This is a genomic window from Massilia sp. (genome assembly GCF_046293535.1).
In the GTDB taxonomy this organism is placed as follows: Bacteria; Pseudomonadota; Gammaproteobacteria; order Burkholderiales; family Burkholderiaceae_D; genus Telluria.
The window spans coordinates 1-18,640 of sequence record NZ_JBKBOV010000023.1; the positions used below are offsets into that span (position 1 = coordinate 1).

Sequence of the window (18,640 nt, forward strand, 5' to 3'; positions counted from 1 at the left end):
GCCGCCACCAGTTGTGCCCGCTGCTGCCGGGTAAGTAGCGGCAAGCTGCGCAGCAGTCGGGTAAAACCTGTCGGACGCACGGATCCTCCTGGCGATGCGATCCAGGTTGGACATCCACTCAGCTCGACAGTTCAGTTTCTACATCTAGCGCGAACAGCGCCAAATAATACGAACGTTCTTTTAGTTGATGTATAGTTAAACGGTTCAGCCAGCCGGAGCTGGCCACTTACGAGGAGAAGGAAGAGACATGAGCGCCGACTACACCGTCCAGGGCAAGGTTGCCGTAGTAAGCCTGAATAATCCGCCGGTCAACGGCCTGGGCCTGGAGACCCGCAGCGCCGCCGTCGCGGCGATCGAGCGCGCCGAAGCCGACCCGGCCATCGAGGCGATCGTCCTCACCGGCGCCGGCAAGGCGTTTTCGGGCGGCGCCGACATCCGCGAATTCAATTCGCCCAAGGCCTTGACCGAGCCCACCCTGCACAGCCTGATCAAGGTGGTGGAAAACTGCAGCAAGCCGGTGGTGGCCGCGATCCACAGCGTCTGCATGGGCGGCGGCCTGGAACTGGCCCTGGGCTGCAACTACCGCGTGGCGCTGCCCGGCGCCCAGATCGCCCTGCCGGAAGTCAAGCTGGGCCTGCTGCCGGGCGCCGGCGGCACCCAGCGCCTGCCGCGCGTGCTGGGCCTGGAGATGGCGCTGGACATGGTGGTCACGGGCACCCCGGTGGCGTCCGAAAAACTGGCCAGCACCGCGCTGTTCGACCAGGTGTTCCCGGCCGGCACCGATCTGCTCCCCGCCGCCGTGGCCTTCGCGGAGAAGATCGCGGACCTGCGCCCCCTGCCGAAGGTGCGCGAGCGCCAGGTCGACCATCCCCACCCCGAAGCCTTCCTGCAGGCCGCGCGCGAGAAGGTCAAGGCGATGGCCGGGCCGTTCCCGGCGCCCCTGGCCTGCGTCGAGACCGTCGCCGCCTCGGTCGGCAAACCCTTCGAGGAAGGCTTGACATTCGAGCGCGAGTGCTTCCTGCAGCTGATGCAGACGCCCGAGTCGAAGGCCCTGCGCCACGCTTTCATGGCCGAGCGCGCGGCCAGCAAGGTGCCGGACGTGCCGGCCGACACCCCTGTGCGGACGATCGCGCGCGCGGCCGTGGTCGGCGCCGGCACCATGGGCGGCGGCATCGCGATGAACTTCGCCAATGCCGGCATCCCCGTGACCATCCTGGAGACCAGCCGGGAAGCGCTGGACAAGGGCTTGGCGACGATCCGCAAGAACTACGAGAACACGGTCAGGAAGGGCAAGCTGACCCAGGAGAAGTGCGAGCAGCGTATCGGACTGATCGAGGGCACCCTGTCCTACGCCGACATCGCCGCGGCCGACATCGTGATCGAAGCCGTGTTCGAGGACATGGGCGTGAAGGAAGCGGTGTTCCGCCAGCTCGACGCGCACATGAAGCCGGGCGCGATCCTGGCCTCGAACACCTCGACCCTGGACCTGGACCGCATCGCCGCTTCTACCTCCCGCCCGCAGGACGTGATCGGCCTGCACTTCTTTAGCCCGGCCAACGTCATGAAGCTGCTGGAGATCGTGCGCGGCAAGCAGACCGGCAAGGACGTGCTGGCCACCTGCCTGGCCCTGTCGAAGAAGATCAGGAAGCTAGGGGTGGTCTCGGGCGTGTGCGACGGCTTCATCGGCAACCGCATGCTGGAGCAGTACCTGCGCCAGGCCTACTTCCTGCTCGAGGAAGGCGCGCTGCCGGAGCAGGTCGATGGCGCGATCGAGCGCTTCGGCTTCGCGATGGGGCCGTTCCGCATGAGCGACCTGGCCGGCAACGATGTCGGCTGGTACATCCGCAAGCGCCGCGCCGTCGAGTCGCCGCAACTGGTGTACTCGAAGACCGCCGACCTGCTGTGCGAGCAGGGCCGCTTCGGCCAGAAGACCGGGGCCGGCTGGTACGACTACCGGGCGGGCGAGCGCAAGGCGCATCCGTCCCAGGCCGTGAACGACCTGATCGTGCAGCAGTCGCGCGAGCTCGGCGTGGAGCGGCGCGACATCGCGGACAGCGAGATCGTCGAGCGCCTGGTGTATGCGCTGGTGAACGAAGGCGCGAAGATCCTGGAAGAGGGCATCGCCCTGCGCGCCTCGGACATCGACATGGTCTACCTGAGCGGCTACGGCTTCCCGCTGCACCGCGGCGGCCCGATGTTCTACGCCGACAGCGTCGGCCTGCCCCAGGTGCTGGAGGCGATCCGCAAGTACGCGGGCGGACGCCACGGCGAGGCCTGGACGCCGGCGCCGCTGCTCGAGCGCCTGGCGGCCGAAGGCAAGGGCTTCAAGGGGTGAGCGCGCGATGAAACGACAGTCGCTCGCCATCGGCGCCGGCATCGCCGTCGCCGCATTCGCTGTCGCCACCTGGGCCAGTCCGCACTGGCAGCTGTACCGCATGTTCTCGGCGGTCGAGGCGCGCGACGCCGCGGCCCTGTCGCGCTACGTCGACTATCCGGCACTGCGCGAGAGCGTCAAGCGCCAGGTGATGCAGCGCCTGGGCGCGGACGGCGGGCCTGAGGCCGCGGGTGCGAACCCGTTCGCCTCTTTCGGCAGGGCGATGGCGCTGGCGGTGATCGATCCCGTGGTCGATGCCGCGGTCTCGCCGGCCGGCGTGGCGGCGATGCTGGAGGCCGGCGACATCCGCGTCCAGCCCGAACCGCAAGCAGCGCCGCCGTCGGGCGACGCGCCGCGCGAAAAACTGAACTACGGCCTGTCCTACCGCAACTGGAACCAGGTGCTGGTCGAACGGGCCGATGGCGGTGGCCTCGCCTTCGTGCTGGAGCGCCACGGGCTGTGGCGCTGGAAGCTGGCGGGGGTTGAGCTGCGCGAAGAGTGATCGTGAAGATTGGTGAGTTTATCCGCCCGCCACGGTGCTAGGATCGATGCCGTTTCCAGCGAGCGGAGGGCGCAATGAAAGATGTGATGATGACCGGCCTTGGCCGCAGGTGGTGGTTCGTCGGACTGCTGAGCGGCCTCAGCGCCTTCCTGACACTGCCCCTGCTGCACGCGGCGGGGGTGGGCTCCCCGCAGAATTGGGCCCAGTGGCTGGTGCACTTCTTTTGCTTCTTCACCGTCTGGCGCTGCTTGAACTTCATCGGCTGGTTCGCCGTGCTGCTGATCGCCCCGGGCAGCAAGCTGCTGGACCCGGTCAAGCGCTAGGCCTCGCGGGCCACAAAAAAAAATGCCGCTGTCGCCAGCGGCATTTTTCATTCGACGATCGATCGATCAGTCGTGCGCGTAAATGTCGTTGTCCTTGGTCTCGCGGACGAACAGGCCGCCGATGACCACGGTGGCCAGCGCGATGACGATCGGATACCACAGGCCGTAGTAGATGTCGCCCTTGAAGGCCACCAGCGCGAAGCTCACGGTCGGCAGCATGCCGCCGAACCAGCCGTTGCCGATGTGGTAGGGCAGGGACATCGAGGTGTAGCGGATCCGGGTCGGGAACATCTCGACCAGCATCGCCGCGATCGGGCCGTAGACCATGGTCACGTAGAGCACCAGGATGAACAGCAGCAGCACCAGCATCGGCTTGTTCATCGCGGCCGGATCGGCCTTGTCCGGATAGCCGGCGGCCTTCAGCGCGCCGTTCACCTGCTTCTTGAGCGCCTCTTCCTGGGTTTTCGAGGCGGCGTCGAAGTTCAGGTTATCCGGCGTCATGACCGCGTTGAAAGACTGGAAGGTGGTGTCGCCGACCTTGACCGAGGCGACCGTGCCGCTTGGTGCTTCCTGGATGTTGTAGCTGACCGAGGCGGCGGTCAGCATGCGGGTTGCGATGTCGCACGAGGACGGGAATTTCTTGGTGCCGGTCGGGTCGACCTGGAAGTGGCAGGTGGCCGGGTCGGCGACCACCACGACCGGCGCGGTCTGGATCGCGCGTTCCAGGGCCGGGTTGCCGTAGTGGGTGATCGCCTTGAAGATCGGGAAATAGGTGGCGGCGGCGATGAGGCAGCCACCGAGGATGATCCACTTGCGGCCGATCTTGTCCGACAGCGCGCCGAAGACGATGAAGAAGGGCGTGGCCAGGGCCAGGGCGATCATGATCAGGATGTTCGCGGTCGGCTCGTCGATCTTCAGAGTCTTGGTCAGGAAGAACAGGGCGTAGAACTGGCCGGTGTACCAGACCACGGCCTGGCCCATGGTCAGGCCGGCCAGGGCCAGGAAGGCGACCTTGGCGTTCTTCGGTTTCAGGAAGGCTTCCGACAGCGGGGCCTTCGAGGTCTTGCCTTCGGCCTTCATCTTGGCGAAGGCCGGCGACTCGTTCATCGACAGGCGGATCCACACCGAGATGCCCAGCAGGACCACCGAGATCAGGAAGGGAATGCGCCAGCCCCAGGCCTGGAACTCTTCCTCGCCCATGGCGGTGCGGGTGCCCAGGATCACGATCAGCGACAGGAACAGGCCGATCGTCGCGGTGGTCTGGATGTAGGCCGTGAACAGGCCGCGCTTGCCGTGCGGCGCGTGTTCGGCCACGTAGGTCGCCGCGCCGCCGTACTCGCCGCCGAGCGCCAGGCCCTGCAGGATGCGCAGCGTCACCAGGATGATCGGGGCCGCGATGCCGATGCTGGCATAGCTGGGCAGCAGGCCGACCAGGAAGGTCGAGGCGCCCATGATCAGGATCGTCACCAGGAAGGTGTACTTGCGGCCGATCATGTCGCCCAGCCGGCCGAACACCAGCGCGCCGAAGGGGCGCACGATGAAGCCGGCCGCGAAGGCCATCAAGGCGAAGATGAAGGTGGTGGTGGGGTCGCCGATGAAGAACTGCTTGGCGATGATGGTAGCGAGCGAACCGTACAGGTAGAAGTCGTACCATTCGAATACCGTGCCGAGGGAAGAAGCGAAAATGACTTTCCGTTCTTCCTTGGTGATCCCGGCGGAGGAAGGTGCAGCTTTCCCTCCGGCGGTCATGCCGGGTGTGATTGCCATGTGTGTCTCCGTATAGGTTTTAGTGTCACCGGAAATGCTGATTGTTTGTCAGCTGTCGCGGAGTGTGTTCCGGTTTCCTTACACGATAATTACTCCAAACTTACACCGAGCTTACAGTCGAGCTGTGCAATTGCAGCAACTCTGCAGTGATTCCCGTGTTGACACTCCGGGGATGCGGATGCTGCGGCGCGCAAGTCGACTTGCCAAATTATTTACGAACGACCGTACTTATCGTGCTATGCTCGATTGCCCCCCATTTTCAGGAAGTACAGCATGATCAAGCACATCGTGATGTGGAAGTTGAAGGATGAAGCCGAAGGCGCGGACAAGACGAGCAATGCGCGCGAGATGAAGCGCCGCCTGGACGAATGCGCCAACATCGTACCGGGCCAGTTGAAGTTCGAGGTGATGCTTGCCCAGCCGGGGCTGGAGGCGACCTACGACGTGGTGCTGTATTCCGAGTTCGCGGACAAGGCGGCGCTCGATGCCTATATCGACCACCCGACCCACAAGGCGGTCGTGCCCTTCATCGGCGCCGTGCGTGAAGGCCGGCAGTGCATGGATTACGAGGTGTAAGCGGGTGTCCGTGCGACGCTGACAACATTGGGTTCCCGCCTTCGCGGGAACGACGTATGGAGCTTGGGTTCCCGCCTTCGCGGGAACGACCTATGGAGCTTGGATTCCCGCCTTCGCGGGAACGACCTATGGAGCTTGGGTTCCCGCCTTCGCGGGAACGACGTAGCTGGCATTGCCGGCTGTAAACCGTCATTCCCGCGCAGGCGGGAATCCAGGTTCCTTTCCGAAGAACGCGGCAGCCAAACGGCCCAGAAAGAACACGGAGACAACGAATGCGCACCACCCAGGAACTCTTCTCCCTCCAGAACAAGACCGCCATCGTCACCGGCGGCTCGCGCGGCCTCGGCCTGCAGATGGCCGAAGCCCTCGGCGAGCAGGGCGCCCGCGTGCTCATTTCCTCGCGCAAGCAGGAAGAGCTCGACGCGGCCGTCGCCCACCTCGCGGAGCGCGGCATCGAGGCCAGCGCCATCGCCGCCGACCTGTCGGACGAAGCGCAAGTACAGAGCTTCGTGCAGGCGGCCATCGCGCGCCTCGGCCACATCGACATCCTGGTCAACAACGCCGGCGCCAGCTGGGGCGCCCCGGCCGAGGACTATCCGCTCGAGGCCTGGGACAAGGTGATGGACCTGAACGTGCGCAGCATCTTCCTGGTGAGCCAGGCGGTCGGCAAGCTGTCCATGATCCCGCGCCGCTACGGGCGTATCATCAGCATCTCGTCGATCGCCGGCCTGGCCGGCAATCCGCCGGGCACCATGCAGACCATCGCCTATAACACGTCCAAGGGCGCGGTCGTGAACTTCACGCGTGCGCTGGCCGGCGAATGGGGCCGCTATGGTATTACCGTGAATTCGATCGCGCCGGGCTTCTTCCCGTCGAAGATGACCAAGGGCGTGCTGGCCGCCTTCGGCGCCGAGAACCTGGCCAAGGACGCGCCCTTGAACCGCCTGGGCGACGACGAGGACCTCAAGGGCGCGGTGGTGCTGTTTGCCTCCGACGCGGGCAAGCACATCACGGGGCAGACGCTGGCCGTCGACGGGGGCGTGTCCGCGGTCTGAGCAACAGCAGGGAAAGGGGAGAACATGAAGGACTTTCGCGGCAAGGTGGCCGTCATCACCGGCGCCGCCAGCGGCCTGGGGCGCGAGTTCGCGCACGTCGCCGCCGGCCTCGGCATGCGGCTGGTGCTGGCCGACGTTCAGCCCAAGGCGCTCGAGCACGCAACCGAGGAGCTGCTGGCAGGAGGCGCCGAGGTGCTGTCGATGGTATGCGACGTCAGCAAGGCCTCGCACGTGCAGGAACTGGCCGATGCGGCCATCGCCCGCTTCCACCAGGTGCACCTGGTGTTCAACAACGCCGGCGTCGGTAGCGGCGGCCTGATCTGGGAAAACTCGGAACAGGACTGGGAGTGGGTGCTCGGGGTGAACCTGATGGGCGTGGTCCACGGCGTGCGCGTGTTCACCCGCGTGATGCTCGAGTGCGCCCAGCGCGATCCGGCCTTCGAAGGCCATATCGTGAACACCGCCTCGATGGCCGGGCTGCTGACGCCGCCGGCGATGGGCGTCTACAACGTGTCCAAGCATGCGGTGGTGGCGCTCACCGAAACCCTGTACCACGACCTCGGGCTGGTCGGGGCGCCGATCCGCGCATCGGTGCTGTGCCCGTATTTCGTGCCGACCGGGATCGCGCACTCCCATCGCAACCGGCCCATCGACCTGGCCAGCCACGAACGCGCCACCGCCAGCCAGGCGGCGGCGCAGATGCTGACCGAGAAGGCGGTCGAGTCGGGCCGGCTGACGGCGGCCGACGTGGCGCGCATCGCCTTCGACGGCATCCGCGAGGAGCGCTTCTACATCTATTCGCACCCGCAGGTGCTCGGCTCGGTCGAGGAGCGCTTCGCGGCGATCGTGCGGGGCGGGCAGCCGGCGGATCCGTACGCGGCGACGCCGCAGATCACCGAGATGCTGCGGGCCGGGGTGAAGGGACGGCGCTAGCCGCGTCTCAAGCGGCCGTGCTGTCCGGCTGCAGCAGGCGCTCGTGCAGTTCCGGCTCGCCCTCGCGGTAGAGCTTGACCACGGTGGACGTGCGGGTGCCGTAGCCCTCCATCTCGATGCACACCGGCGAGAGCATGCGCTCGACCTCGATCGGCATGCCGGTTTCCGGCAGGCGCAGGTCGGGCGCGCGGGTGGTGTCGGCCAGCATTTCGAAATACGCGTCTTCCGGCGCCCCCTGGCACAGCAGGCTGGCGAATTGCGCCTTGGTGCGCAGCACCTTGGGCCAGGGCGCGTCCAGCAGGCCGTTCGAGATGCCGTAGATGCGGCCCGGCTCGAGCGGCTGGCCGTTGCGCGGGTCATCCAGGCCGCGGTTCGAGTACCAGTACAGGGCGTCGCGGTCGCCCAGCACCAGGTTGTAGCCGTTGTAGACGTCGCCGCGCGCGACGATCTCGTCCAGGTAGTCGGCGGCCGACTGGCTGCCGGTGAGGAAGCCGGCCACCAGTTCGCCGCGCGAGGGCGCGTTCTCGCGGCGCTCGGCCGGCCCGCGGATGTTGGTCAGGGCGGCGAAGCGGGGGCCGTTCGCGCCTTGCGTGCTCACCCCCATCCAGCTGCCGCCGCCCTGCAGGTCGCGGCCGGCGATCACGTGCGGGTGCTCGGGCCAGGGAGCGGCCTTGCTTGCCGGCCGGTCGTAGAACTCGTCGCGGTTGGCGCAAGCGATGATGGGCACGCCGGGCAGTACATGCCAGGCAAAGACGATCAGGCACATGTCAGTGCTCCGGTAGGAGGTCGATGAATACTTCGGACCGGCGCGGTCCCTGGATGCTGGCGCCCAGGCCGGCCTCGAGCACGGCCTGTTCGAGGCGCGCGCCGAAGGCCTGGTCGACGCCGGGATAGACTTCCATCCAGGTCTGCAGGCCGTCGCGGCTGTCCGGGCGCCGTTGCAGCAGCGGCTTGCCGGACCCGGCGCGCTCGCCGGCGAGCGCCATCTGCATGGCGCGCACCCGCGGCGCCAGCGAGTCGGCGTCCTCGAGGCGCACCTTGTAGTAGACGTACAGGTCGATCATGCCTTAGAGCTCGAGCGCGTCGAGATGGTAGGGCATCTGCTGGAAGGCGAGGGCCGGACCGCCGGCCGCGCCGTGGCGCACGTCCTCGCCGAGCGCATCGAGCTTGATCTCGACCAGCAGGTCGGCGCCGCCCAGGCCGTTGGCGGCGGCGTTCACCACCATGCCGCAGGGCTGGCCGGGGTCGGCCGTCGAAAACACCTCGTCGCCGGCGCGCGCGGCCGGGTTGGCGACCGTGGCCAGCGCCGTGCGGCGTTTGAGCTTGCCCAGGTACTGGCTGCGGGCGACGATTTCCTGGCCCGGGTAGCAGCCCTTCTTGAAATTCACGCCGCCCAGCAGCTCGAAATTGATCATCTGCGGCACGAACTGCTCCTGGGTGGCCGGCGTCACCTGCGGCACGCCGGCGTGGATCGCGGCCAGCTGCCAGGCCTGGTTGCCGCCCAGGGCTAGCTCGCCCGCGAGGGCGGGCAGCGCGGAACTTGCGTTCTCGACCGTGGTCAGCCACAGGTAGCGCGGGGCGCCGAAGACGTCCGCCAGGCGGATCACGGTGCCGGACGGGCCCTCGGCCTTGCCGTACGGCGCGGCCGGCAGCTCGGCCACGTGGCGCCGCAGCGCGGCCTCGGCCCCGGCGCCCCCCAGGCCCAGCACGGCCGCCAGCGGCGCCTCGAGCGTCGCGTCGCGCAGCTTGGCCTTGGCGCGCAGCACGAACATGCTCAAGCGCTTTTGCAGGGGCGGCTGGATCGCGCGCGGCAGCTGCAGGTACACGGTGTCGGGTTCGGCGCTGCTGCTGCGCCAGGTCAGGAAGGTGGCCTGCAGGCGGCCCTTCGGGGTGCAGTAGCCGGCCAGGCGGGCTTCGCCGCGGCCCAGGTGCTCGACGTCGCTGGTCAGCTGGCTGTGCAGGAAACTGGCGGCGTCGGTGCCTTCGGCGGCGATGATGCCGAGGTCGGTGACCGGGGCGACGAAACCGTCGGCCAGCTCGCTGGCGGCCAGCGGGCGGCCAAAGTCTTCCACCTGCGATGCTTCGTCAATATGGAAGCGGGCGCCGAGCGCGGAAAGGGTATCTGTCCAGTTATGCATAAATCCAGTTAGTATTAGCAATTCATTAGCAATTCAATTGCAAATAAGCTTTATCATTACGGGCTCATTATAAAGATGTCGGCAAAATCGCGCCGAGGGCGGCCAAACTCACGGTCCAGCCAGCGGCGAAAACCACAACAACATATGGCATTCATCAAAAAACTCCTGGTCACCGGCGTCATCGTGTCGGTGGCCGCGGTCGCCGGCTTCTCGTTCTGGGCCAAGAGCCCGCTCGACACCGGCGGCAAGCCCGTCGAATTCAGCATCGCCCCGGGCAGCGGCGTGGCATCGGCCGCCCAGCAGATGGCCAGGGCCGGCGTGCCGGTCAATCCGCAGCTGTTCAATATCCTGGCGCGCGTCACCGGCGAGGCCGGCCGGATCAAGGCCGGGAGCTACGAGCTCAAGCCGGATACCTCGCCGCGCCGCCTATTGAGCCAACTGGTGCGCGGCGAGTTCGCGCAGGAAGCCATCACCATCGTCGAAGGCTGGACCTTCCGCCAGATGCGCGCCGCCATCGCCGCCCACGGACGCCTGCGCCACGACACCGTCAAGCTGTCGGACGAAGAGCTGATGCAGAAGATTTCCAGCGAGTACAAGGCACCGGAAGGGCTGTTCTTCCCCGACACCTACCTGTTCGCCAAGGGCTCGTCGGAACTCGAGATCTACAAGCAGGCCCACCGGGCCATGATGAAGCATCTGCAGACCGCCTGGGAAGGACGCGACCCGAGCCTGCCCTACAAGACCCCTTACGAAGCCTTGACCATGGCCTCGATCATCGAAAAGGAAACCGGGCAGAAGAGCGAGCGCAACATGATCGCCGGCGTGTTCGTGAACCGCCTGCGCACCGGCATGATGCTGCAGACCGATCCGACCGTGATCTACGGCATGGGCGAGCGCTTCGCCGGCGACATCCGCAAGAAGGACCTGCAGACCGACACGCCCTACAATACCTATATGCGGGCCGGCCTGCCGCCGACCCCGATCGCCTTGCCGGGCCTGCAGTCGCTGCATGCGGCGCTGGCGCCGGCCAAGACCGAGGCCCTGTATTTCGTGGCGCGCGGAGACGGCACCAGCCAGTTCTCGGACAACCTGAACGACCACAACCGGGCGGTCAACCAGTACCAGCGGCGGATCAACCAATGACGGCGGTGGAAAAGGCAGGAAAATTCATCACCTTCGAAGGCATCGACGGCGCCGGCAAGTCGACCCATATCGGCTTCGTCGCCGACTTCCTGGCGGCGCGCGGCAAGACGGTGGTGTCCTCGCGCGAGCCGGGCGGCACGCCGCTGGGCGAGAAACTGCGCCAGTTGCTGCTGCACGAGAAGATGCACCTGGAAACCGAGGCGCTGCTGATGTTCGCCAGCCGGCGCGAGCACATCGCGCGGGTGATCGCCCCTGCGCTCGGGCGCGGCGACTGGGTGCTGTCGGACCGTTTCACCGACGCCAGCTTCGCCTACCAGAGCGGCGGGCGCGGGCTGGAGCGCGGCAAGCTGGAAGCGCTGGAGCACTGGGTGCACCCGGCATTGCAGCCGGACCTGACTCTTCTGTTCGACGTGCCGCTGGAGGTGGCGCGCCAGCGCCTGGACGCCACCCGCACGCTCGACAAGTTCGAGCGCGAACAGGCGGACTTTTTCGAGAAGTGCCGCAACGAGTACCTGCGCCGCGCCGCGCAGTTCCCGGAGCGCATCGTGGTGGTCGATTCGACCCGGTCGATCGAGGCCATCCAGCTGCACCTGGCTGAAATTTTGGAGAAATTGTTGTGACGATGTACCCCTGGCAAGGCGCGGCGTGGACGCGCCTGCAGCAGATGCGCGAGCGCCTGCCGCATGCCATCCTGTTCCACGGACCGCTCGGGGTCGGCAAGGCCGACTTCATGGAAAGCTTCGCGCAGGCGCTTCTATGCGAGAACGCGCGCCCCGACGGCCACGCCTGCGGCAACTGCGCCTCCTGCGGCTGGTTCCTGCAGAACAACCACCCCGATTACCGCCGGGTGCGCCCGGAAGCGCTGGAAGACGAGCCGCCCGCGGAAGGAGAAGAAAGCGCCGAGCCCGCCGCTGGCAAGGCGAAGTCGGGCAAGGCCCCCTCGAAAGAGATCAAGATCGAACAGATCCGGGCCCTGGCCGACTTCATGAACATCTCGACCCACCGGCAGGGCCTGCGGGTGGTGGTGCTGTACCCGGCCGAAAGCCTGAACATGCCGGCCTCGAACGCGCTGCTGAAAACCCTGGAGGAGCCGCCGCCGGGCACGGTGTTCCTGCTCGCCTCGAACAGCCTGGACCGGCTGCTGCCGACCATCCTGTCGCGCTGTCGCAAGTTCGCGCTGCCCATGCCCTCGCACGAGGAAGCGCTGGCCTGGCTGAAGGAGCAGGGCGTGCCCGATGCCGACAGCTGGCTGCGCGAGCAGGGCGGCGCGCCGCTGGCGGCGCTGCAGGAAGCCGAAGCCGGCAGCCGCGAAGAGCTGGAGGCGCTGCTGCACTTCCTGGCCAGGCCCGCCGTCGACGGCGCCCTGCGCACCGCCGAGAAGCTGGCCAAGGCCTCGCTGCCGGCGCTGGTCGCCTGGCAGCAGCGCTGGCTCTATGACGTCTTCTCGGTGAAGCTGTCGGGCCGGATACGTTATTATCCGCGCTACCAGAAGGAACTGGCGGCATTGGCGAGCCGGGTGTCTACCGGCAGCCTGAACCGGGCAATCAAGGCCGCCAGCGAGCGCCGCGCGGTCGCCGACCACCCCTTGTCGGCGAAATTGTTTGTCGAAGATATGTTGCTTGAGTACACTTCGTGCTGCGCATGAAAGGAAGCCGATGACCGCCAACCCCGCAGAGCAGCAGGCAAACCCGGCCCCGCAGTCGCCGCGGCCGTCCGTGCTGTCGCTGGCGATCAAGGAAAAGGCCGCCCTGTACGCGGCCTACATGCCTTTCCTCAAGAACGGCGGCATGTTCGTGCCGACCACCAAGCCCTACAAGATCGGCGACGAGATCTACCTGATCCTGTCGCTGATGGACGACCCCAACAAATACCCGATCGCCGGCAAGGTCGCCTGGATCACCCCGGCGGGTGCGAACAACAACAAGGCGCAGGGCATCGGCGTGCACTTCCCGGCCGACGAAGCCGGACAGCGCGCCAGGTTGCGCATCGAGGAAATCCTGGGCGCGGCGCTGCGCTCGGCGCGCGCCACCCACACTCTCTAGTTCAGTTTTTCTTATCTTTCCCGGCTGTTCATCAGCTGCGCTTAACCTGTCTGCCACCATGCCGTCCTACGTCCACCGCCTCGCCACCCGCGACGACCTGCCCGTCATCGTCGACATCTACAATTCGACCATCGCCTCGCGCGAGGTCACCGCGGACACCGAACCGATCACCGTGCAATCGCGCGAACAATGGTTTGCCGAGCACACGCCCGAGCGCCGTCCGCTGTGGGTGATCCACGCCGCCGACGACAGCAGCGCGCAGCCGGAAGTGCTGGGCTGGCTGTCCTACTCGAACTTCTACGGCCGCCCGGCGTACTCGGGCACGGCCGAGGTGTCGATCTACATCGCGGAACGGGCCCGCGGCCAGGGGCTGGGCCGCTATTGCCTGGAGCTGGCGATGGCGCACGCGCCGCAGGTGAACGTGCACACGCTGCTGGGCTTCATCTTCGGCCACAACGCGCCCAGCCTGGCCCTGTTCGGCAAGTACGGCTTCGAGAAGTGGGCGCATTTCCCGCGCGTGGCCAACCTGGATGGGATCGAGCGCGATTTGATCAGCCTCGGCATGGGGGTCTTATAAGCATCTGGGTATGTTAGCTGTAGCCTCGTCGGCCCGGCGCCGGCGGGTACCAACCGAACTTGGGCCCCGGCCTGCGCCGGGGCGACGGTGGTGCAGAAGCAGTCCGGCATGCGCCGCCTGTCCGACATCGTCCCTCCGGGTACAATACCGGGATGTTCATCGATTCCCACTGCCACATCAATTTCCCGGAGCTGGCTGCCCGGATGCCCGAGATCCTGGCCAAGATGGCCGAGAACAAGGTGACCCACGCGCTGTGCGTCTCGGTCGACCTGCCGGACTTCCCGCAAGTGCTGGCCCTGGCCGAACAGCACCCCCACATCTATGCCTCGGTCGGCGTCCATCCCGACTACGAAGACACCCCCGAACCGACGGTGCGGCAACTGGTCGAGCTGGCGAACCACCCGAAGATCGTCGCCATCGGCGAAACCGGCCTCGACTACTACCGCCTCGGGGGCGACCTCGAATGGCAGCGCGAGCGCTTCCGCACCCACATCCGCGCCTCGCGCGAGACCGGTAAACCCTTGATCATCCATACGCGCGCGGCGTCCGCCGACACCATCCGTCTCATGCAGGAAGAGGGCGCAGGCACGGACGCGGGCGGCGTGGCGGGCGTGATGCACTGCTTTACCGAGTCGCTGGAAGTTGCCCAGGCGGCGATGGCGCAGGGCTTCTACATCTCCTTCTCCGGCATCGTCACCTTCAAGAGCGCCAAGGAGTTGCAGGAGGTGGCGAAAGCCGTGCCGCTCGAGCGCATGCTGATCGAAACCGACTCGCCTTACCTGGCGCCGGTGCCCTACCGCGGCAAGATGAACGAGCCGGGCTATGTCGCCCACGTCGGCGAGTTCATCGCCAACCTCAAGGGGGTCTCCTTGCGCGATGTCGCGGCGCAGACCAGCGAGAATTTCTTTAACCTGTTCAAGACTGCAAAGACCTGACATGACCCGGACCCGCCGCGCCATCCTCTCGAGCTGCCTGCTGGCGGCGCTACTGCACGGCGGCATGGCCGCAGGATCGGCACAAGCCGCGACGCCCGGGCAACTCGCCAGCTTCTTCCGCGCGGTGCAGGTCGATAACGTGTCCGCGGTCAAGGAGATGACCGGCAGGCTGGTGAATCCCAACGAGATCAACCCGGTCGGCGGCGAGCCGGCCCTGGTGCTGGCCGTGCGCGAGGGTTCGATGCGCGTGTTCGACGCCTTGCTGCTTCAGCCCGGCATCGACCTCGAAGCCCAGGCGATGAACGGCAATACGGCCCTGATGATGGCGGCCTTCAAGAACAACCGGCGCGCCGCCGAAGCCCTGCTGGCCAAGGGCGCCCGGGTGAACCGCGCCGGCTGGACGCCGCTGCACTATGCCGCCGCCGGCGGCGCCGAGGACATCGCGCGCCTGCTCATCCATCGCAAGGCGAAGCTGGACGCACTGTCGCCGAAAGAGAGCGGCGCCTACACGCCCCTGATGATGGCGGCGCGCGAAGCCCAGCCGGGCATGGTGCGCCTGCTGCTGGAGGCCGGGGCCAATCCTGCGCTGAAGAATACCGAGGGCCTGACGGCAACCCAGATCGCCGAGCGCGCCGGCCAGAGCGGCATTGCCGCGGCGATTTCCAGCTTCAAGCGATAAGTTTTTACATTTCCGCTGGGAACTAGGCGGTAAACACCCCCTAGCTCGGCGCATGGCGCGCCCGCTTCCTTGGCCATAATGCCTTCACGGACAATGACCATGAAGGAAGACGGGCCAACCATGCTGAACGAACGCGAAATCGAGAGCTGCTACCTGGGGCAGTTCATTCCAGTGCACTACCATCACAACATGCTGATGGACCAGAACCGGATGCACAGCTTCAAGTCCGCGATCCATTACGCGGTCAAGCCGGGCGCGAAAGTGCTGGAGCTGGGCGGCGGCACGGGCGTCCTGTCCTTCTTCGCCGCCCAGGCGGCCTCGAAGGTCTACTGCGTCGAATTCAATCCCGACATGGTGCGCGAGGCGCGCAAGTTCCTGGCCCTGAACCCGAATGGCCACAAGGTCGAGGTGATCCATGCCGACGCCTTCGACTACCTGCCGCCCGAGCCGGTCGATGTCGTCATCTGCGAGATGATCCACGTCGCCATGCTGCGCGAGAAGCAGGTCGAGGTCATCGAATCCTTCAAGCGCCGCTACCTGGCCAAGTTCGGCGGCCCGCTGCCGGTGTTCCTGCCCGAGGCGGTCATCATGGCGGCCCAGCCGATCGAGCAGGAATACGATTTCGAGGGCTTCCACGCGCCGATCGTGCAGTTCCAGGAAACCGGCGTGGTCTATCCCGGCACCGTCGAGCTGGGCCAGCCGGCCGTCTACAGCCTGATCGACTTCAGCCAACCGGTCGACAATGTGTTCGCCTGGGAAGGCGGCATCCTGATGGAGCGCGCCGGCCTGCTGAACGCCATGCGCTTCATCACCAAGAACGTGCTGGCCATCGTGCAGGAAGAATCGAACACCATCGACTGGCTGAACCACTACATGACCCTGCCGCTGGCCCAGCCGCTCAGGGTGGAAGCGGGCGACCTGGTGCACGTGGCCTTCCAGTACCGGGCCGGCGGCTCGATTCCCTCGCTGCAGGCCGCGCTGCGCGCCCAGGTGGTGAACCAGCGCGTGAGCGAGCAGGTGGCGGCCTACGCCTGAGTGCTGCGCGGGGCCGGCCGGCGCAAGCCAGGCCCGCGGCCCAGCGCGCCATCCACCCGCCGTTTTCATCCATTCACCCCGCGTTTCACCCCGCCTGTCGCAGGCCGCTTGTCCGCCCGCTCGCCCCAGCTTATGCTTGTTCCGCCTCGTCAGACTTGCCGCCGGCAGGGATGACTTACCAAAGGAGCGAGAACAATGTTAGGTTTCCTGCTATGGTTGCTGCTGCTGTTCCTGTGCTGGCCCATCGCCCTGCTGGCCCTGGTGCTGTACCCGCTGGTATGGCTCCTCTTGCTGCCGTTCCGGTTGCTCGGCGTTGGGGTCGAGGCCGTGTTCGAGTTGCTGCGCGCCATCGTGATGCTGCCGGCGCGCATCCTCGGGGCCTCGCCCGGCCGTTGAGCATGCGGCGTGCGCCGCGCGGCTGAGTGTGGGTCAATTAACAGACGACAGCGTTGTGATCTTCTACTGTGGAAGTGCCCGCTTTCATCGGGAAAGCGGGCTTTGACTTTGAGGAAACGACTATGCGCCTGGATATTTACCGCCGACCAGATACCGACGGCAAACTGTCTTACCTGGCAGTGCCGGAAGCACGCAACATCCCTGAAGAAGCCACCAACACCGACTGGGAAATCGAAGTCCGCGCCATCGAAGTGCCGGACGACGCCGACCAATTGGAAGACTACGACATCGCCAACGTGGCCGGCCAGATCAGCGAAAAGGGGTATGCGATCACCTCGGTCCAGCACTGAGTAGCGTTTCCCGGGTCCGGCCGCGGCCGGGCCCGCGAGCAGCACCGCTCCGGCGCTTCGTTCGAAAGTTGCCGGGGTAACATAGTTTCTCACCATTACGACCCGGCCGCGGGCGCCCGTCCGGCTGTTGTGCTATCCTGCGTCCCTTATCAAGCAAGCCAGCACGGACGGAGGTCGCAATGAAATGGGTAGTGGTCGGTTTTTATGTTCTGTCGATCCTGCACATCCACTTCCGTGGACGGGTGCGCCTGCCTTTCCGCCGCCAGATCTTCGACCACTCGTCGTTCATGGCGCCGATTAACATCTTCATGCACAAGTTCTCGCGGGTTCCGAGCACGCCCTTCATTCCGGTGAGCGAGTTCCCGGAACTGGCGCGGCTGCAGGAAAACTGGCCGGTCATCCGCGCCGAGGCGGAGAACCTGCTGGCGCTCAAGAAGATCAAGGCGGCCGAGCAGAACGACGACGCCGGCTTCAATTCCTTCTTCAAGAACGGCTGGAAGCGCTTCTACCTGAAGTGGTACGACGCCAGCCACCCGTCGGCCGAGCGCTTGTGCCCGCAGACCTATGCGCTGCTGCAGTCCATTCCTTCGGTCAAGGCGGCGATGTTCGCCGAGCTGCCGCCGGGCGGCAAGCTCAATCCGCACCGCGACCCCTTCGCCGGCTCGATGCGCTACCACCTGGGCCTGGCCACGCCCAACGACGACCGCTGCTTCATCGAAGTCGACGGCGAGCGCCACAGCTGGCGCGACGGCCAGGGCGTGGTCTTCGACGAAACCTACATCCACTGGGCCATCAACGGCAGCGAGAGCGACCGCGTCATCCTGTTCTGCGACGTCGAGCGCCCGATGCGCTACCGCTGGATGAGCGCCTTCAACCGCTGGTTCGGCCGCACCGTCATGACCGCCGCCGCTTCTCCCAACGAAACCGGCGACCAGGTCGGCCTGGTGAGCAAGCTTTTCCGCATTTCCTACTACATGGGCCAGTACCGCCGCCGCTTCAAGGCCTGGAACAAGACCGCCTACAACATCACCCGCGTGGCCTTGGTGATCGCGCTGGCCGCCTTCATCTACTGGATCTGACGGGGCCCAGCCTTCCTCCAGGCGGGTGCCGCGCAAATCCCGTTCGCAGCAGAATAGGGTCTTTGCCAATCACCGGATGGAGGAAGGCATGTCGAAAGTCCTGGTTCTGTACTACTCGACCTATGGCCACATCGAGCAGATGGCCAATGCGGTAGCCGAAGGCGCGCGCGCGGCCGGCGCGAGCGTTGTCGTCAAGCGCGTCCCCGAGACGGTGCCGGAAGAGATCGCGAAGAGTGCCCACTTCAAGCTGCAGCAGGACGCGCCGGTCGCGACCGTGGACGAGCTGCCCGACTACGACGCCATCATCATCGGCGCGCCGACCCGCTACGGACGCATGCCCTCGCAGATGGCGGCCTTCCTCGACCAGACCGGCGGCCTGTGGGCGCGCGGCGCCCTGCACGGCAAGGTCGGCGGCGCCTTCACCTCCACCGCCACCCAGCACGGCGGCCAGGAAACGACCCAGTTCTCGATCATCACCAACCTGCTGCACTTCGGCATGATCGTGGTCGGCCTGCCGTACAGCTACGCGCCGCAGATGACGCTCGACGAGATCGTCGGCTGCAGTCCCTACGGTGCCTCGACCATTGCCGGCGGCAAGGGCGAGCGCCAGCCGAGCGAGCTGGAACTGGGCGGCGCGCGCCACCAGGGCGAGCTGATCGCCCGCACCGCCAACAAGCTGTTCGGCTGAAGGCTGGAAGGCTCGCGCGGGCCGGCGCCGGCGCTCGCCCCGGAAGTT

22 protein-coding genes are annotated in these 18,640 nt (G+C 66.3%); 18 read left to right on the forward strand and 4 right to left on the reverse strand.

All coding sequences use genetic code 11. From position 1 onward, the window contains the following. Positions 1–247: 247 nt before the first annotated feature. The 3 genes from ACK4S9_RS13385 (at position 248) to ACK4S9_RS13395 (ending at position 3,199) form a co-directional block, all read left to right on the forward strand. Complete coding sequence (locus ACK4S9_RS13385; protein ID WP_409726352.1) at positions 248–2,335, forward strand: 3-hydroxyacyl-CoA dehydrogenase NAD-binding domain-containing protein; 2,088 nt, start codon at positions 248–250, stop codon at positions 2,333–2,335. A 7-nt stretch (positions 2,336–2,342) separates the two neighbouring features. Next, a complete protein-coding gene (locus ACK4S9_RS13390) occupies positions 2,343–2,876 on the forward strand; it encodes a DUF2939 domain-containing protein (RefSeq protein WP_409726354.1) in 534 nt (177 codons plus the stop codon). Between the two features lie 74 nt (positions 2,877–2,950). Continuing rightward, positions 2,951–3,199 (forward strand): hypothetical protein, encoded by a 249-nt coding sequence (locus ACK4S9_RS13395; protein WP_409726356.1) that lies wholly within the window; start codon positions 2,951–2,953, stop codon positions 3,197–3,199. A 66-nt stretch (positions 3,200–3,265) separates the two neighbouring features. On the opposite strand, the gene ACK4S9_RS13400 is transcribed toward ACK4S9_RS13395, so the two are convergent. Next, a complete protein-coding gene (locus tag ACK4S9_RS13400; protein WP_409726358.1) occupies positions 3,266–4,966 on the reverse strand; it encodes an MFS transporter in 1,701 nt (566 codons plus the stop codon). Positions 4,967–5,239: 273 nt separating this feature from the next. Between ACK4S9_RS13400 and ACK4S9_RS13405 the strand changes: the two genes are divergently transcribed. From ACK4S9_RS13405 to ACK4S9_RS13415, 3 genes are all read left to right on the forward strand, one after another. Next, positions 5,240–5,542: a Dabb family protein gene (locus ACK4S9_RS13405; RefSeq protein ID WP_409726360.1), complete on the forward strand. Its 303-nt coding sequence runs from the start codon at positions 5,240–5,242 to the stop codon at positions 5,540–5,542. Positions 5,543–5,814: 272 nt separating this feature from the next. Beyond that, positions 5,815–6,597 (forward strand): SDR family oxidoreductase, encoded by a 783-nt coding sequence (locus ACK4S9_RS13410; protein WP_409726362.1) that lies wholly within the window; start codon positions 5,815–5,817, stop codon positions 6,595–6,597. 24 nt (positions 6,598–6,621) lie between these two features. Then, positions 6,622–7,530 carry an SDR family oxidoreductase gene (locus tag ACK4S9_RS13415; protein ID WP_409726364.1) on the forward strand — a complete coding sequence of 303 codons (909 nt, stop codon included), beginning with the start codon at positions 6,622–6,624 and terminating at the stop codon, positions 7,528–7,530. A gap of 7 nt (positions 7,531–7,537) precedes the next feature. On the opposite strand, the gene ACK4S9_RS13420 is transcribed toward ACK4S9_RS13415, so the two are convergent. From ACK4S9_RS13420 to ACK4S9_RS13430, 3 genes are read right to left on the reverse strand one after another with little or no spacing between them, the layout of a single operon-like run. Beyond that, entirely contained in the window at positions 7,538–8,296 is a 759-nt protein-coding gene (locus ACK4S9_RS13420; protein WP_409726366.1) for an NRDE family protein, read from the reverse strand. Between the two features lies 1 nt (position 8,297). Beyond that, positions 8,298–8,594, reverse strand: a complete 297-nt coding sequence (locus ACK4S9_RS13425) for a DUF4936 family protein (protein ID WP_409726368.1) — start codon at positions 8,592–8,594, stop codon at positions 8,298–8,300. A gap of 3 nt (positions 8,595–8,597) precedes the next feature. Beyond that, positions 8,598–9,668 carry a YgfZ/GcvT domain-containing protein gene (locus ACK4S9_RS13430; RefSeq protein ID WP_409726370.1) on the reverse strand — a complete coding sequence of 357 codons (1,071 nt, stop codon included), beginning with the start codon at positions 9,666–9,668 and terminating at the stop codon, positions 8,598–8,600. A 144-nt stretch (positions 9,669–9,812) separates the two neighbouring features. Between ACK4S9_RS13430 and mltG the strand changes: the two genes are divergently transcribed. The 12 genes from mltG to wrbA all read left to right on the forward strand — a co-directional run bounded on the left by mltG (position 9,813) and on the right by wrbA (position 18,592). Further along, positions 9,813–10,811, forward strand: a complete 999-nt coding sequence (gene mltG, locus ACK4S9_RS13435; protein ID WP_409726372.1) for an endolytic transglycosylase MltG — start codon at positions 9,813–9,815, stop codon at positions 10,809–10,811. Then, positions 10,808–11,431: a dTMP kinase gene (tmk, locus tag ACK4S9_RS13440; RefSeq protein WP_409726374.1), complete on the forward strand. Its 624-nt coding sequence runs from the start codon at positions 10,808–10,810 to the stop codon at positions 11,429–11,431. Before mltG ends, tmk begins: the two co-directional genes overlap by 4 nt. Positions 11,432–11,433: 2 nt before the next feature. After that, on the forward strand, positions 11,434–12,456 hold the full coding sequence (locus ACK4S9_RS13445; RefSeq protein WP_409726463.1) for a DNA polymerase III subunit delta': 1,023 nt from the start codon (positions 11,434–11,436) through the stop codon (positions 12,454–12,456). A gap of 10 nt (positions 12,457–12,466) precedes the next feature. Beyond that, entirely contained in the window at positions 12,467–12,853 is a 387-nt protein-coding gene (locus ACK4S9_RS13450; RefSeq protein WP_409726376.1) for a PilZ domain-containing protein, read from the forward strand. Between the two features lie 58 nt (positions 12,854–12,911). Continuing rightward, positions 12,912–13,430 (forward strand): N-acetyltransferase family protein, encoded by a 519-nt coding sequence (locus ACK4S9_RS13455; RefSeq protein WP_409726378.1) that lies wholly within the window; start codon positions 12,912–12,914, stop codon positions 13,428–13,430. A 152-nt stretch (positions 13,431–13,582) separates the two neighbouring features. Next, complete coding sequence (locus ACK4S9_RS13460; RefSeq protein WP_409726380.1) at positions 13,583–14,365, forward strand: TatD family hydrolase; 783 nt, start codon at positions 13,583–13,585, stop codon at positions 14,363–14,365. Position 14,366: 1 nt separating this feature from the next. Next, positions 14,367–15,044, forward strand: a complete 678-nt coding sequence (locus tag ACK4S9_RS13465; RefSeq protein ID WP_409726382.1) for an ankyrin repeat domain-containing protein — start codon at positions 14,367–14,369, stop codon at positions 15,042–15,044. A 120-nt stretch (positions 15,045–15,164) separates the two neighbouring features. After that, the gene (locus tag ACK4S9_RS13470) at positions 15,165–16,079 is read left to right on the forward strand and encodes a methyltransferase domain-containing protein (RefSeq protein WP_409726384.1); all 915 of its coding nucleotides are present in this window, start codon (positions 15,165–15,167) and stop codon (positions 16,077–16,079) included. A 195-nt stretch (positions 16,080–16,274) separates the two neighbouring features. Next, positions 16,275–16,475 (forward strand): hypothetical protein, encoded by a 201-nt coding sequence (locus ACK4S9_RS13475; protein WP_227803004.1) that lies wholly within the window; start codon positions 16,275–16,277, stop codon positions 16,473–16,475. Between the two features lie 122 nt (positions 16,476–16,597). Beyond that, positions 16,598–16,825 carry a DUF6139 family protein gene (locus tag ACK4S9_RS13480; protein ID WP_409726386.1) on the forward strand — a complete coding sequence of 76 codons (228 nt, stop codon included), beginning with the start codon at positions 16,598–16,600 and terminating at the stop codon, positions 16,823–16,825. 179 nt (positions 16,826–17,004) lie between these two features. Next, positions 17,005–17,904 carry a lipid A hydroxylase LpxO gene (gene lpxO / locus ACK4S9_RS13485; protein ID WP_409726388.1) on the forward strand — a complete coding sequence of 300 codons (900 nt, stop codon included), beginning with the start codon at positions 17,005–17,007 and terminating at the stop codon, positions 17,902–17,904. Between the two features lie 88 nt (positions 17,905–17,992). Next, complete coding sequence (wrbA, locus tag ACK4S9_RS13490) at positions 17,993–18,592, forward strand: NAD(P)H:quinone oxidoreductase (RefSeq protein WP_409726390.1); 600 nt, start codon at positions 17,993–17,995, stop codon at positions 18,590–18,592. Positions 18,593–18,640 lie beyond the last annotated feature (48 nt).